The organism is Bradyrhizobium manausense (genome assembly GCF_018131105.1).
Lineage (GTDB): Bacteria > Pseudomonadota > Alphaproteobacteria > Rhizobiales > Xanthobacteraceae > Bradyrhizobium > Bradyrhizobium manausense_B.
The window spans coordinates 2,278,362-2,291,594 of sequence record NZ_JAFCJI010000001.1 but is presented as its reverse complement, the minus strand read 5'-3'; the positions used below and the strand labels follow the sequence as shown (position 1 = coordinate 2,291,594).

The following is a 13,233-nucleotide window of genomic DNA, read 5'->3' as shown; positions in this document are numbered from 1 at the left end:
AGTTCCGTTGCCGCGCTTTCCTTGCCGTGATCGCTCGTGAAGAATTACGAATTGCTGTGTTTCTGCAGCAAATTGATGCAATTCGCGGTTACGAGCATGTTGCGGCATGGCCCGTTTTGCTCCTGTCGTCGCCCCCGATCGTCCCCACCATGTCACTCAGAGCGGCAATGGCTTGGCGCGTACGTTCTTTGACGATCGCGACCATGCGCTCTATCGCGATGTGCTCGCGGCGAATTGTCGGGACCTGTTAGGTCACTTGGCGTAGCCTTGAGAGCGCAGCCACGCGATCTTGCGGTCACCGTTGATCCAGGCGTCGGCATCCACCTTGCTGGCGAATCCGGTGATTTCACGCTGCTCGGCGTCCGGATAGTCAGCGAGTATTTTCCAGTCGCCCTCGGCGACACGTACGGTTCTGAAAGTCACTCTTGCTTTAGCCATGTCGCATTGTGCAATGTTTGGCTCGAAATGAGAACCCGCCTTGTGGCCGAACTCCCATTTCGTAGCCCGTAGGATGGGTTGAGCTCTCGCGAAACCCATCGCTCCTGTTGCGTGGTCGAGACTCGGCATGACCGTGGACCGTCACAACTTCGTTCCGGGTAAAGGCTTCTTCAAGGTCAATCCGGCCGAGCGGAAGCTGACGTTGCTGATAGGTGGTGTCGGGCTTACGGAGCGGCGATCGAGAAGATATGGGTTTCGCAGGGGCTCAACACATCCTACGAACTCATGCCTCTAATCGACGACGAGCGGAGGAGCAGCGGAGCATGTTATCGTTTCTTGCATTCATCGGGACGTCGATCATCGTCATTGTCACGCCGGGGCCCGACACGGCCACGACAATCCGCAGCACCCTGTTGGCCGGGCGGACTGGCGGGATTTGCACAGCGGCTGGCATCGCAGTTGGACAGGTGGTCTGGGCGCTGGCGACCAGCGTCGGCCTTGCTGCTCTTCTGGTGGCTTCGGCGCCACTGTTTCTTGCGATCAAGTATCTGGGGGCTGCTTATCTGATCTATCTGGGCATCGTCGCGTTGTACGAAGCCCTTTGGCCGCGGGAGCAAGGTTCGTGGATCGCGATGGAGAACCACTCGCATGGCCGCGTCAGCCCCTGGATGGCTTTCAGGCAGGGGCTCATCAGCGATCTCGGCAATCCCAAGATGGCCGTTTTCTTCACAAGCCTGCTTCCCCAGTTCGCGCCGATCGGCGGTTCGACCTTTGCGACACTGCTCGCGCTTGGAATTGTCTTTGCGGGAATGACCTTCCTCTGGCTCGCATTTTATGCCGCAGCGATCCACAAGGTGCGGAATGCACTTCAACGGCCTACCGTGCGTCGCCTCGTGGAGGGCGTGACTGGAATGGTCCTGATTGCTCTGGGTTTACGCATTGCCACCGAGCAGCGGTAAAGGGTTTGTAAAATTCCTTCGGCAGGGCGCCGTCGCAATTGCGGTGAAGGTGAATCCATTTCACGATGACCGTTAGCAACCGCACGCGGTGATGTGTGGCGTTTCGTGCACTGTCACGGTATTCCCAACGGCATCAAGACTCTGCAGTGAATGGTGAAAGCCGTCTGAACCCTTGTCGAGCCAACGCGACTAAGCTGCATGGCTCAGACAAAGACGCTCTTCTTGCTGCTTCTCCTTTTCGCGATCCCCGCCGACGACTGCTCCGCGCAGACACCGCCGCCGCCATTCGACGAACATGCGCTCGAGCGCGTGCCGCCGACGGTCGCGAAGAGATTGGCGACCCGCTTTTCGCTGGGCGCATTCGCCGGCCGCTTGGAGGAGACGTCGCTCGGCGCGGTCCGCGAAGCCGTGGGCGAAGGGACCATCCAACACCAGGGCGACGCTGGAGGTAGCGTTTATTGGCTGTGTTACAGGCGCGCGCAGCATCGACTATGGGTCGTGTCCAGCGGAGAGATGGGCGGCCCGGACCATCGTGTCACAGAGATCGTTGAAGAGCTCACCGAAAAAGACACCGAGACCTCGACCGATTGCGCCATCATCCCGGAAAAGTCCGCGCCGCTCGTCTTCGACGGCAAGCTGCATTTAGGGATGTCGCGTTCGGAGGTCGTGACGGTGCTGGGACCGCCGTCGAAGTCGGAAGCTGCTCAGATGGTGTATTCCCACGCCGGAAAGCTCGCACACGGTTTCGATGAGACCGCATGGCTCATTCTCCGATTTCGTGAGGAAAAGCTCGTGTTCATGCGCGGCGGCAAGACCACGACGAATTGAAGAGGCTGCCAGCAGCGTTCATGCTTCACAGCGTGATGTGAGCGAGTCACGCTCGCTCCCGTACGATCTCATCACCATCACATGCCCCCAGATGGCAAGCGCATCACGATTCTTTTTTGAATGAATCAGAGCGAAAAGCACGGCGAAGCAGACGTATTCATTGCCGTGATAGACTGCGTGCTTGAGCAAACTTGCGCTGCCGTTGCGGTCATCGCGCGCACCGTTCAGCGACTGCGTGCGCGCGTTGAGAAGTGTCGTCGTGAATTCGTTGTGACTTGTGACGAAACGACAGACGTGTTGCTGCCGTGCACTAGGCTGCGGTTTTTCGGTCTGTACAACCGCTGCGTGAATGGCCATTGGCCGGAATTTTTGGAAGTCCGAGGAAAGTATGAAAACAAATCTCGCCGCCGCTGCACTGCTTCTTGCGTCAACAAGCCTGAGCTTCGCGGCTGACCTGGCCGTCAAGGCCCCGTACGCTCCCGCCGCCGTGTGGTCGTGGACCGGATTCTATCTCGGCGGCAATGTCGGCGCCGGTTGGGGCACCACGGAATCCACCCTGGCTTCGGTCAACGGCGCCATCGGCGCAATTCCCGTCGGTACGGCTCTGGCCCAGAACAGCCGCAGCGGTTTCCTGGGCGGTGGCCAGCTCGGTTACAACTGGCAGAGCGGCTGGGTCGTGTTCGGTGTCCAGGGTGACATCTCCGGACTGGACGTGAAGGGCAACGCGCCGTGCGTTGGCTTCGTGACCTGCACCACGAAGAGCGATTGGCTGGCGACCGTCACGGGCCGCATCGGTGGTGTCGTGGCTGATCGCACGCTGGTTTACGCGAAGGGCGGCGCGGCCTGGATGCACTCCAGCGATTCGATCGGTGTCCCGGGCGTGTTCGAGTCGCGCTCGAGCACGACGCCGCTTGGCTGGGTGCTCGGCCTCGGCGCCGAATATGCGTTCGACCACAATTGGAGCGCCTTCATCGAATACAACTACATCGAGTTCGACAAGAAGACCGTCGTCTGGGATTTGTCGCCGCTCGCTGGCGGTGTCACGACGATTGCGAACGTCGACATTAAGAACAAGCTGTCGATCGCCAAGATCGGCGTGAACTACAAGTTCGGCGGCCCGGTCGTCGCGCGTTACTGATCGTCTGAAGGATCTGTTCCAGTCAAAAACTCAGCCCGGCCGCGTCGAGCGGTCGGGCTTTTTTGTTGCGGACTCGCAGGCGCTCTCCAAACCATCGAATTTGACTCCGCTTCAGGAACTTCTGCGCTAAATTGACTTCGCAAGCGTTCATTGAGGACGGGACTTCATGCGTTACATGCTTATGCTCCACGCCAACGAAGCCGACGGACAAGCCGTGGCACCGCAGGACATGGCGCGTTTCATGGGTCAGATGTTTGCCTATCAACAGGCTCTGGAGAAGGCCGCGGTATTCATCTCGACGGATGCCCTCGTCGGTTCCTCGGAGGCGAGCATCGTACGCGTTAAGGGCGGTGAGGTCAGTGTTCTGGACGGCCCCTATGCCGATGCTCGCGAACAGTTGGGCGGCTATTTCATCATCGACGTTGCCAATATCGACGAAGCCAACAAATGGGCAGCACGCTGTCCTGCCGCGACATGGGGCTCGGTTGAAGTGCGCCGCATCAGGGATCGATCGGAATATGCGGGATGACGGTTTCGGAGTCCGCCGTGGCGCGATCCCTTGCGGAAAAAGTCGCGCGCGAGAGCTATGGTCGCCTGGTCGCTTATCTCAGCGGGCGCTCGGGTGATCTGGCGTCGGCAGAGGATGCACTCGCGGAAGCGTTTTTGGCGGCACTCGAGAAATGGCCTGATACCGGCGTGCCCGATAATCCCGATGCCTGGCTGCTGACCATTGCGCGAAGGCGCAGGCTCGATGATTGGCGCAAGGAGAAAGTCAGGGAAAAGGGCGCAGATCATCTCGATCTCGTTGCCGACGAGCTCTCGGCCGCAGCGGAGCTGGCTGACGGGATTCCGGACAGGCGACTGGCACTCATGTTTGCTTGTGCGCATCCCAGCATCGATGCGGCGGCCCGAACGCCACTCATGCTTCAGACCGTGCTGGGCCTGACCGCGATCGATATCAGCGCACGATTTCTCGTGTCCCCAAAGACCATGGGCCAGAGGCTCGTGAGAGCCAAGGCGAAGATCAGGGACGAGAATATTCCGTTCCTCGTGCCTGAAAGAGAGGAACTGCCGACACGTCTGCCGCCGGTGCTGGCCTCGATCTATGCCGCCTACACGAACGGGTGGATGGAGATTGATGGTGCGAAAGCGCTTGGACACGAGGCGATTTGGCTTGGGCATGTGGTCGTATCCCTGCTTCCGCAGGAGCCCGAGGCAAAAGGCCTGCTCGCGCTGATGCTTTATGCGGAAGCGCGACGGTCATCCCGCCAGGGCCGCGACGGGGAATTCGTGCCGCTGGACCAGCAGGACGTCAGGCTTTGGGATCGCGCGCAATTGCAGATGGCGGAGGGGCTCTTGCATGAGGCCAACGCCAACGGTCCCACCGGTCGTTATCAGATCGAGGCCGCGATCCAGTCCGCCCATGTCGCGCGCCGTCTGGGCGGCGCGTCGAACTGGCAGACTGTGGTGTCTCTCTACGATGTGCTGGGAAAGATCGCGCCTTCGCCGGTCGTGACACTCAACCGCGCCGTTGCTCTTGCGCGGATGGGGCACCGGGATGCGGCTCTTGCCGACATCGATGCACTTTCTGGCGATGCCAGGATGGCCGATTATTTGCCCTATTGGGCGGCCCGTGCGCAGATTTGTGCCGATCTCGGCAAGCGCACGGAGGCGGTGGAAGCTTTCACAGTCGCGATCGGCTTGTGCTGGTCGGAGGGGGAACGGCGCTACCTCGAAGAACAGCGCTCAAAAATTTTGAGCTGATCGCGAACTTTTTGTCGTCGCCTGTCGAAATCGGGACGTCCTGGACGACATCCGTTGGTCCAACCCAGGAGAACGATCATGACGACAAGGATGACTGTCCAAGGCATTTACGCTTGCGCCACCGTTTCCAACTTCGACGAGGCTCTCGTCTGGTATGAGAAGCTGATGGGGCGCCCGGCCGACGACCAACCGATTCCGGGCATGGCCCAATGGCGCAACATGGGCGCGGCCGGCCTGCAGCTCTGGAAGGATGACGAACGCGCCGGCAAGGGGATCATGACGATCGTCACGCCCGTGCTCGCAGTCGAGAACGCACGGCTGGCGAGCCTCGGCTTGCAACTCGTCAACAAGGTGGAAGGCAAGTTTGGGGCCGTGGCTCAGATATTCGACGCTGAGGGCAACCGCATCAACATGGTCGAGCCTCCCAAGGGCCATGTGAGCAGCTGAATTCGGATCCGGCCTCAGGCCCAGGGCAATAACTGCTCTGGGCCGTCCGTCGGTGCCATCCTGATCCTGTACGACTGCTTCGCGCGTGGCTTCATCGCTGCGGACAAATCCGTCATGGGGTTTGAAATTTTGGAGATTACGGTGACAGTGCTGCCACTGTAATTCGAGTTGGTACATCCAGCCCAATTTGGGAATGCTCAACCATGCTCACCGTCTATGGCGAAGGTCGCGGGTTCCGTGTTGTTTGGCTGCTCGAAGAACTCGGACTGGCTTATCGGCTGCGGCCGGTCGATCTGCTTGCGGACGAGAGTGATCGCGAATTTCTTGCGATCAACCCCGCCGGCTTCATTCCCGCGCTGCAGGACGGCGAGACGATCATGGTCGAGTCCATCGCGATCCTTCAGTACCTGCTCGCGCGCCATGGGGCAGGCTCGCTTGCCGTCGCCCCTGATGATCCCGCCTTCGCGTCCTTTCTGCAATTTCTCCATCTGGGCGAAGCGGGGCTCGCCGGGCCGATGAACGCCGTCCTTGTCGGTCGCGCACTTGCACCCGAAGCCGAGCGAAATGCCCGGGTGACCCGATGGGCATTCGAGACCTTTGAGAGCCGGCTGGGTTTGGTGATCCGCCGCCTGGCGGATTGCCCTTATCTCGCCGGCGACCGCTTCACCGCTGCCGACATCTCGGTGAGCTACGCGCTCCTGCTCGGCCTGCGAACCGGCAACTACGTTCCCGGTACCATCGAGCGGGACTATCTCGCGCGCACGACTTCACGCCCGGCCTACGCCCGCGCGATGGACAGCTGCCAGGCCACCAAGGCCTGGGCGGCGAGATCACCGGGATTGTAGCGCGTGAGCCGCGCGATGTGGCGGTGAACACCGCCAATTGCGCATCGAACGCGCGCCGGAACGCCGGCCGCGCTTCACCGCGCGCCACGCAGGCCGCGAGATCCGGATATTCGTCCAGCACATGTGTCATGTTGAAAGGGTGCCGCTTGCTGCGGCTTGAAATAGAGTACGGTCATTCAACGTCCGCGACAGGAGGGCAGGCTTATGGTGGACGCGAAGCGAAGGCTCCTCTGGCATGGCACAGTCTTGTTTCTGATCGGATTGCTGACCGGGCTGGTCGAGCAGCACTTCACCAATGTGAGGATGGCGTTGGCCGCTCATCTGGAGGGCGTGATGAACGGCACGTTCCTGCTGGCGGTCGGCGCCATCTGGAATGAGGTCAGGCTATCGGCACCAACGAAAGCCGCGGCCTTTTGGGCACTGCTCGTCGGGACATACGGCAATTGGATCGTCACGACATCGGCCGCCGTGCTTGGGACAGCCGCGCTCTCGCCGATCACGGCGGTGGGGCACGAAGCCGAGCCCTGGAAGGAGGCAATGATCACCGGCGGGTTCGTCTTCATCGGCCTGGCCATCATCCTGGCCGTCATCTTGCTCATGCTCGGGTTGCTGGGCACGGCAAAGCCGGAGTGAGGCTCAGGAGCCGTGAACCCGCGCCAATTTGGCTGCGACTAACCGGCCATGGAAAAGGTTGTCCACGATCTGCTGGCTCCCATGGTGAGGTCCTTCATTTCGGACTGGGGCAGCGCGCTATTCCTGAAGCTGGCAAACTGGCTTGATGCCAGGATTCCGAGCCGGGCGGGGCGGGTCGTCATCGGGCTGCTTCTCGGCGTGACGGCCATCGTCTCAATCGTGACCGTCACGGCGCTCGCGGGCTTCTAGTGCTCAGCGAATTGAGTGCACCGTCACCTTAATTCCCGGCGGGCTTTAGTGCCTGCTCGGATTTCCGGTGTCGAAATTTCCGTCCTTTCTTCCGACAGCTCTGGCCTTCTGGATCGAAATGCCGTCGCGGCAGGCGATGTAGGACTGAACCTGCGCGTTGGTCCCGGCATGTTTCGCCACCCACATCTCGTGCGTGAAGCCGTTCTTCGCCATGCAATCGAGCGCATGGGGCGTGTTGTTCGTGGCGGCATGGAGCGGGACCGCACAGCAAAGTATCGAAGCAATGATGACGACGCGTTTCATGAATCTTCCCTGGGTTGCGGCCGCGCTGGCCGGGCTTGCCGAACTTCATCGGTTGAGTATTGTACTATATTGCAACTTGGGGAAGAGTTATGAAATCAGCGTTTTTTGCGGTACTCGCGATTTGTGTTTTTGCATCGGACGCCTTTGCCGCAGGCTGCGGCGGGATGGTGTGCAACAACAATCCTACCTGCCAGAGCCTGCGCAATGCGGGCAATTGCGAAGCGGCCCGTGCGGCCGGCGGCACCAAGCCCAACACTGGCGCGAGCGGCAAGACAGCAAGCGAATGCCAGCAGCAAGCCGGGTTCACGTTCGCGCAATGGCAGGCCGGGCAGACGACCAAGGCTCAGCGCAGGGCTTGGGACAAGTGCATGGGTCGGTGAAGCAGGACCGGATGAGGGATGGGCCTCCGTGAAAGCCGCGGCCTTTTCTATTCATCGCAGGGAGCAGTTGCAGACTGCTCGCGCCGCACACCATCATGGTCGGAGATATCAATGCGCTTTCGGCAGTAACCGGCGGTCTCAGGAATTGTGGCTGACGCCGCCAGATGCAGCGGTACCGGCGTCCGGACCTGTGTCTTCACGCGGCGCGGTGTCGATCGACGGGACGATGTCAGGTGCGGTGACGGTGTCGCCGAAAAGTCTGACGTACTCCGAAAGCGGCATATAGCCGGCTTCAACCAATGCACGAGCAGCAGTGCGATCAATGGACATGCGTTCCTCCCAGCCTCAGCTTATGCTTGAATGCTAGGAGCGCTCCGGTAAAGGCGACGTTAGATTGATGCTTAACAACCGCACGGTTTTGCGGCAATTCGTGCTGTCGGCGGTCAATTGTTCTCCGAAAGCTAAGCCAGTCTCCGTGTTTTTACCGGCCTTGAATCCGCGTTTACCTCAGTAAATGGCGGTTCCGTCCAGGCCTGCGGCGATAGCAAAAGCGAAGTGAGATGGAAGCTAGCCAGACAGATCGCGCACACAGCGGCGTTGCAGCATCGATTTCCTTACGCATGTTAACCAATGTAAATGTCGGAACTCCGCGCCGCCGGAATGATGCGCCTTTCAGATCGAGGGGCATTCCATGTTCGATGCCGATACCAGAGCGCTGCTGCGCACCATTCTGGACGAAGTCTGCGGACAGATCGACCAGTATCAGACCGCCACGAGGGCTCATGTGGCCGCGCAGATGCTTGCGGCAGCCGGTCGCGAGGCGACGCTTGAAAGCATCAGGGAAGCCGGGATGAACGCGCTGAAGAGCGCTCCGACGATGTGGCGCTAAGCAGCGAGAACGGTCAGGAAATCTCTTTCGGCAAGTCCCATTCGGGCTTCGGCTCGAACGGCTCCGACTTGAGCCGGCTTCGATATTCCCGCGCCGCGTCGAGGAGGTTTTGCTTGACCTCCGCATCTGCGGTCTGTGCGGCGAGGGCTTCGGCCCGGTCGGCCTGATGCTCGAGGGATTCTCTGCTCATGCATGGCCAACTCTGCGGCGGGCGAGGCGTTCCAGACCGGCGTCGTGCACGCGCTCGGTTCGATCGCGCGACGGCAGCAAGCCGCAGATGCGGATCATGAATCAAGGAGGCCGCCAATCGAGGCGGCCTCCAGCTTTCGCGATGAGATCCGGAAGGATGGTTATTACAGCGGCGGCTGGCCCGGTCCCGAGCCGGGGCCGAACGGACCGCGGAGATTGCCGGGGCCCTGCAAGCCGCCAGTGATGAAGCCGCCGACCCATTCGACGGCGTGGACGATGGCGCTGCCGATGGCGCGGAACGCGTCGCCCAGCCAGTTGCCGCCGACGATCGTATCGAGTTCAGCATCGGTCAGCTCGGTCATTCCCGGTTTCGCATGATCACTGCTCTGCATGGTCTGCTCCTGTTGGGATCGAGCGGCGGACCATTCCGCCGTCGACGGGGAGTGATCCCCTTGCACCAGTGATTGCAGCAGTACGTCGAACGCTCGCGGGCCGCTGTGATCGTTGTCACAGAGCAGATGAACCCAACAGCGGCGAAGCCGGCGCGGTGAACCCGCGTGGCGCCTGAGGCGACGAATGCCTGTAAACAAGGGCATTTCGCCGTGAGCTGGTCCAAACGATATCTGATTGGCTGCCTGATCGCGGCGGTGTTCTTCGCCGGCCTCGATGCCTACAGGCGGCCGGGCGAAGACGCGAATCTGGCGACGATCCTGGTTGCGTCCGCAGGCTGGCCTGTGTTCGCCGCGCTGGTCGTCGGCGGCACCATCGGCGACGTGGTGCACGGCATGAAGTACGGCAAGGCAGGATGAGCGGCCATGCTCGATGCCCTGTTCGGCATGATCTTTGAGATCGTCCTCAGCACGGCCGGGGCTGTCATCGTTAAATTATTCGGTGGGGACAACGCTGCCGAAGTGGCTGCTGTCATCATCGGGCTCGGCTTCATCGCGATCGGCTTCGCAGTCACCGTGTGGGGACAGTGAGCCGGACATCGTGAAGGCGTCCGCACGTGGCGAAGGTGCATCTGCCGGGAACAGGTTAGTCGTCAGCGCGTACCGATGCGTTGATGTCGCGGGCAGAAACCGGAAAAATGCTCCGCGTCCGACATCTCTGTTGCGTCCGGTTGACACCCGGCAGTGCGTTGGACAACGCCGTTCTGCCCAGCCGGTTCAAATGGGCTGAGCGCAAATTCCGCCCGCACGAGGTTTGTCGATGACCCGTTTACGCCGCGATCCGCTGATCGACGGGCGCTGTCAGGTACTTCAGAACTTCGGCATGCTCGAGATCGGGAACCGCGATCGCCGTGTGGCTGTAGATCGAGCCGGACTTTGCGATTCCGTCCAGGATCGCCTTGCCCTTGATGACGTGCAGGCCCATGCCGTCCCCGGACGGGAATATCGCCAGCACGACGTCATAGGCGTCGATGACGGATCGGAGCGCCGCGGCCTTGTCTTCGGCGACATCGACAAACACGCGGACATCGGCTGCGAGTTCACGCAGCTCATCAAAATTCAGCACTGTGGGGTACTCCAACGCAACAAGACTGGATGGAGAGTGGCGGCGTTGGGTTACCAGAGTCTGAACAACATCGATCGAGATGAAACTTTCACGGTGAGGTGACACCGCGTGTGGAAAACTCCGCCTTGGAGAACAGGCGCAAGCTCCCCGCTGGCGCTAATTTACCTCGCGCCAGCGCATCGGCAGAACGCCGTCCTCTCTGAAGCTGCCGAGGAGGCGGAATCGATCCGCCTGCGGATTGGGACGGGCTTCGATCGAGGCGCCGAGGATCTGCACGATATCGGCCTCATCATAGGCGGGCCAGAACGGCAGGCCTGATGCGTTGGGATCCCCTGAGGTCGCGAAGTTGATCCAGTAGCTCATCATCGTCTGCGCCAGGGCGCGGTCGGCTTCAGCCGGCGGCGTCGTGCTGCCGATCACCCGCTGCGGCGTCAGCGTGCCGAACACGAAGGGGATCTCGGTGACGTGCGAGGCGATCGGCGTGTAGGGTGAGGTGTAGTTGAAGTGATAGCCGTAAACGGGCGCGCGCGTGCCGCGCCGATGCAGGCGCAGCGCCTGCCAGCACTGCTCGCCGATCACCAAGTCGCCGGCGAGCGCTGCGGCGGATGCCCTGGCCTGTGCGTCGGTGTCGGCGGGGTAAACCTTCAGGGCCTCCGCCATCCGGTGCTTGCCGAACATCGCCTCAGCGGCTGCGCGAAAGACCCGCGCCTGTTGATGCGGAAGCGACAGCGACATGAAGGGGAATTCCTCGGCGCTGTTCCACCCGGCGAGCAGGGGGATGTGCATCTGTTCGCCGCGCAGGAAGCGTCGCGCGGGCGCGTCCGGCACCACATGGTGATCGATGCTCGGCGAGAAGGCCTGCGTGACGTGATCCTGGGCAAAACTCCAGGGCGCGGCCGCATTCAGGTGCGCGGCCGGCATGGCGCGCAAGGCTGCGATCGAGACATCGCCTTGCCGGCGCGCGAAGGCGAGGCCGCGCGCGCGGGCTTCCCCGTAGCTTTGCAGCGGCCCGTGCCGGCCATCCCAGAAGGCGCCGCTCTCGGCGATGGCCTTGCGGAACAGTCCATGCGCGAGCGGCGACGCCATCAGAATGCCGACGGCCATCGCGCCGGCGGATTCACCGAAGAGGGTGACGTTATCGGCGTCGCCGCCGAACGCCGCGATATTGGCCTGGACCCAGCGCAGCGCGGCGAGCTGATCCAGGAGGCCGTAATTGCCTGAGGGGGCTTCCGCATCGAGCTCGGGATGGGCGAGAAAGCCCAGGAGACCCAGGCGATAGTTGAAGCTGACGACGACGACGCCCTTGGCTGCAAGCAGGGCGCCGTCGGTGGCGGGATTGGCCGAGGAGCCGAACTGAAAGCCGCCGCCGTGGATCCACACCATCACCGGCCGCTTCTCGTCCGCCTCTCGCGCGGCGGTCCAGATATTGAGCGTGAGGCAATCCTCAGCGTGCGGCCCCGGTCGCGGATCGTCTGCGAGCGACGAGAGGCTTGCCGCGCCGAAATCGAGCGCATCGCGCACGCCAGTCCACGGCGTCGGCGGCTGCGGTGCGCGCCAGCGCAACGGCCCGAGCGGAGCTGCAGCGTAGGGGATGCCCTTGAACGCGAGCACGCCGCTTGCGTCGCGTGGCTGGCCGCGCACCTGGCCGGCTTGGGTGTGGACCTGTCGGCTTAGCCGGGCAGCTCCAGAGGTCATCGAGCCATGCACGGTCGGATCTCCTTGTTGGGGCGACGTCAGAACTATCGACTTTGCGGCTGGGTGAATTTGCGTATAATTCCAATCGATAGCTAAAAACCGGCAATGATCAGGCAAAGGCTTCGATATCCCTGGCTCGACCTGGACGTGGACGACCGGTCCGCGCCGGTCATTGCCGTGCGCGTCGATGCCGACGGGACCAGGGGCGAGGTGCCCGACCACAGGCATCGCAAGGGACAGCTCGTCGTGTCGCTTGGCGGCGGCGTCACGTGCCGCGTGCCTGATGGTCTTTGGATGGTGCCGCCGCACTGCGCGGTCTGGATTCCCTCGGACATGGCGCACAGCAATCGCGCGACCGCCAATGCACGGCTGTTCTTCGTCTACATCGAGGCCGAGCTGGTCGATCTGCCGGAGCGCTGCTGCACGATTTCGATCTCGCCCTTGCTGCGTGAATTGATCGTCGAGCTGTCCGATGGCGCGCAGCATGACGAGGCGAGGCGGGAGCGTCTGATCGGCGTGCTGCTCGGCGAGTTGCCGCGCATGCCTTTGCAGCAATTGCATCTGCCGCTCTCGACCGAACCGCGATTGAAGCGCATCGCCAGCGCATTGGCGGACAATCCGGCGGACCGTCGCACGCTTGCGCAATGGGCCGATCGCGTCGCGCTCAGTGAGAGCAGTCTTGCGCGTCTCGTCGCGAAGGAGACGGGGCTGACGTTCGGACGCTGGCGTCAGCAGCTGCATCTGATCGTCGCGATCCGAGAACTTTCGGCGGGCGCGAGCGTGCAGCAGGTCTCGGCAGACCTTGGCTATGAATCGGTGACGGCCTTCATCACCATGTTCAGGAAGGCGCTGGGCAAGCCGCCGGCCAAATATCTCGCCAGTGTTGCTCGGGCGCAATTGCCTGAGGCAAACAATACGGAACTCAGGTAGAACTGCTGCTTGCGTTTTCGGCGTCGATAGG

Annotated in this window: 22 protein-coding genes and 1 pseudogene; 14 read left to right on the top strand and 9 right to left on the bottom strand. The window is 61.8% G+C overall.

Going from position 1 to position 13,233, the window contains the following annotated elements; all coding sequences use genetic code 11:
• Positions 1 to 252: 252 nt before the first annotated feature.
• Positions 253 to 567, bottom strand: coding sequence for a hypothetical protein (locus JQ631_RS32295; protein ID WP_249160249.1), 315 nt, complete (start codon positions 565 to 567; stop codon positions 253 to 255).
• Between the two features lie 194 nt (positions 568 to 761).
• Between JQ631_RS32295 and JQ631_RS10805 the strand changes: the two genes are divergently transcribed.
• Positions 762 to 1,397, top strand: coding sequence for a LysE family translocator (locus tag JQ631_RS10805; RefSeq protein WP_212326085.1), 636 nt, complete (start codon positions 762 to 764; stop codon positions 1,395 to 1,397).
• Between the two features lie 198 nt (positions 1,398 to 1,595).
• The gene (locus JQ631_RS10800; RefSeq protein WP_212326084.1) at positions 1,596 to 2,225 is read left to right on the top strand and encodes a hypothetical protein; all 630 of its coding nucleotides are present in this window, start codon (positions 1,596 to 1,598) and stop codon (positions 2,223 to 2,225) included.
• 18 nt (positions 2,226 to 2,243) lie between these two features.
• Here the strand turns inward: JQ631_RS10800 and JQ631_RS10795 are convergent, their stop codons facing one another.
• Entirely contained in the window at positions 2,244 to 2,582 is a 339-nt protein-coding gene (locus JQ631_RS10795) for a hypothetical protein (protein ID WP_212326083.1), read from the bottom strand.
• Between the two features lie 31 nt (positions 2,583 to 2,613).
• Between JQ631_RS10795 and JQ631_RS10790 the strand changes: the two genes are divergently transcribed.
• The 5 genes from JQ631_RS10790 (at position 2,614) to JQ631_RS10770 (ending at position 6,419) form a co-directional block, all read left to right on the top strand.
• The gene (locus JQ631_RS10790) at positions 2,614 to 3,363 is read left to right on the top strand and encodes an outer membrane protein (protein WP_212326082.1); all 750 of its coding nucleotides are present in this window, start codon (positions 2,614 to 2,616) and stop codon (positions 3,361 to 3,363) included.
• A 166-nt stretch (positions 3,364 to 3,529) separates the two neighbouring features.
• A complete protein-coding gene (locus tag JQ631_RS10785; RefSeq protein WP_212326081.1) occupies positions 3,530 to 3,892 on the top strand; it encodes a YciI family protein in 363 nt (120 codons plus the stop codon).
• Complete coding sequence (locus tag JQ631_RS10780) at positions 3,889 to 5,127, top strand: RNA polymerase sigma factor (RefSeq protein ID WP_212326080.1); 1,239 nt, start codon at positions 3,889 to 3,891, stop codon at positions 5,125 to 5,127. The genes JQ631_RS10785 and JQ631_RS10780 overlap by 4 nt, the downstream gene beginning before the upstream one ends.
• A 78-nt stretch (positions 5,128 to 5,205) precedes the next feature.
• Positions 5,206 to 5,574, top strand: coding sequence for a VOC family protein (locus tag JQ631_RS10775; RefSeq protein ID WP_212326078.1), 369 nt, complete (start codon positions 5,206 to 5,208; stop codon positions 5,572 to 5,574).
• Between the two features lie 203 nt (positions 5,575 to 5,777).
• Positions 5,778 to 6,419 (top strand): glutathione S-transferase family protein, encoded by a 642-nt coding sequence (locus JQ631_RS10770; RefSeq protein ID WP_212326076.1) that lies wholly within the window; start codon positions 5,778 to 5,780, stop codon positions 6,417 to 6,419.
• A gap of 7 nt (positions 6,420 to 6,426) precedes the next feature.
• On the opposite strand, the pseudogene JQ631_RS32290 reads toward JQ631_RS10770, so the two are convergent.
• A pseudogene (locus JQ631_RS32290) lies at positions 6,427 to 6,540 on the bottom strand (glutathione S-transferase family protein); the annotation flags it as partial.
• An 83-nt stretch (positions 6,541 to 6,623) separates the two neighbouring features.
• Here JQ631_RS32290 and JQ631_RS10765 point away from each other — a divergent pair.
• Together JQ631_RS10765 and JQ631_RS10760 are read left to right on the top strand one after the other, a co-directional pair.
• Positions 6,624 to 7,052 carry a styrene oxide isomerase gene (locus JQ631_RS10765; protein ID WP_212326074.1) on the top strand — a complete coding sequence of 143 codons (429 nt, stop codon included), beginning with the start codon at positions 6,624 to 6,626 and terminating at the stop codon, positions 7,050 to 7,052.
• Positions 7,053 to 7,100: 48 nt separating this feature from the next.
• Positions 7,101 to 7,301, top strand: a complete 201-nt coding sequence (locus JQ631_RS10760) for a hypothetical protein (protein WP_212326071.1) — start codon at positions 7,101 to 7,103, stop codon at positions 7,299 to 7,301.
• A gap of 45 nt (positions 7,302 to 7,346) precedes the next feature.
• Here the strand turns inward: JQ631_RS10760 and JQ631_RS10755 are convergent, their stop codons facing one another.
• Positions 7,347 to 7,604, bottom strand: a complete 258-nt coding sequence (locus JQ631_RS10755) for a hypothetical protein (RefSeq protein ID WP_212326069.1) — start codon at positions 7,602 to 7,604, stop codon at positions 7,347 to 7,349.
• A gap of 89 nt (positions 7,605 to 7,693) precedes the next feature.
• On the opposite strand from JQ631_RS10755, the gene JQ631_RS10750 reads away from it, so the two are divergent.
• Positions 7,694 to 7,984, top strand: coding sequence for a hypothetical protein (locus JQ631_RS10750; protein ID WP_212326067.1), 291 nt, complete (start codon positions 7,694 to 7,696; stop codon positions 7,982 to 7,984).
• 138 nt (positions 7,985 to 8,122) lie between these two features.
• On the opposite strand, the gene JQ631_RS10745 is transcribed toward JQ631_RS10750, so the two are convergent.
• Positions 8,123 to 8,314 carry a hypothetical protein gene (locus JQ631_RS10745; RefSeq protein ID WP_212326066.1) on the bottom strand — a complete coding sequence of 64 codons (192 nt, stop codon included), beginning with the start codon at positions 8,312 to 8,314 and terminating at the stop codon, positions 8,123 to 8,125.
• A gap of 361 nt (positions 8,315 to 8,675) precedes the next feature.
• Here JQ631_RS10745 and JQ631_RS10740 point away from each other — a divergent pair, with 361 nt between their 5' ends.
• Positions 8,676 to 8,873, top strand: coding sequence for a hypothetical protein (locus tag JQ631_RS10740; protein WP_212326063.1), 198 nt, complete (start codon positions 8,676 to 8,678; stop codon positions 8,871 to 8,873).
• Between the two features lie 13 nt (positions 8,874 to 8,886).
• Here JQ631_RS10740 and JQ631_RS10735 read toward each other — a convergent pair whose 3' ends face one another.
• Both JQ631_RS10735 and JQ631_RS10730 read right to left on the bottom strand, forming a co-directional pair.
• Positions 8,887 to 9,063, bottom strand: a complete 177-nt coding sequence (locus JQ631_RS10735) for a hypothetical protein (protein WP_212326061.1) — start codon at positions 9,061 to 9,063, stop codon at positions 8,887 to 8,889.
• A 163-nt stretch (positions 9,064 to 9,226) separates the two neighbouring features.
• Complete coding sequence (locus tag JQ631_RS10730) at positions 9,227 to 9,454, bottom strand: hypothetical protein (protein ID WP_212326059.1); 228 nt, start codon at positions 9,452 to 9,454, stop codon at positions 9,227 to 9,229.
• Positions 9,455 to 9,664: 210 nt separating this feature from the next.
• Here JQ631_RS10730 and JQ631_RS10725 point away from each other — a divergent pair, with 210 nt between their 5' ends.
• Both JQ631_RS10725 and JQ631_RS10720 read left to right on the top strand, forming a co-directional pair.
• On the top strand, positions 9,665 to 9,871 hold the full coding sequence (locus JQ631_RS10725) for a hypothetical protein (protein WP_212326057.1): 207 nt from the start codon (positions 9,665 to 9,667) through the stop codon (positions 9,869 to 9,871).
• Between the two features lie 6 nt (positions 9,872 to 9,877).
• On the top strand, positions 9,878 to 10,042 hold the full coding sequence (locus tag JQ631_RS10720) for a hypothetical protein (RefSeq protein WP_212326056.1): 165 nt from the start codon (positions 9,878 to 9,880) through the stop codon (positions 10,040 to 10,042).
• Between the two features lie 238 nt (positions 10,043 to 10,280).
• On the opposite strand, the gene JQ631_RS10715 is transcribed toward JQ631_RS10720, so the two are convergent.
• Together JQ631_RS10715 and JQ631_RS10710 are read right to left on the bottom strand one after the other, a co-directional pair.
• Positions 10,281 to 10,577: a hypothetical protein gene (locus JQ631_RS10715; protein ID WP_212326055.1), complete on the bottom strand. Its 297-nt coding sequence runs from the start codon at positions 10,575 to 10,577 to the stop codon at positions 10,281 to 10,283.
• A gap of 156 nt (positions 10,578 to 10,733) precedes the next feature.
• Positions 10,734 to 12,284, bottom strand: a complete 1,551-nt coding sequence (locus tag JQ631_RS10710; RefSeq protein ID WP_212326054.1) for a carboxylesterase/lipase family protein — start codon at positions 12,282 to 12,284, stop codon at positions 10,734 to 10,736.
• Between the two features lie 96 nt (positions 12,285 to 12,380).
• Here JQ631_RS10710 and JQ631_RS10705 point away from each other — a divergent pair, with 96 nt between their 5' ends.
• Positions 12,381 to 13,202: an AraC family transcriptional regulator gene (locus tag JQ631_RS10705; protein ID WP_212328565.1), complete on the top strand. Its 822-nt coding sequence runs from the start codon at positions 12,381 to 12,383 to the stop codon at positions 13,200 to 13,202.
• Positions 13,203 to 13,233: the final 31 nt, after the last annotated feature.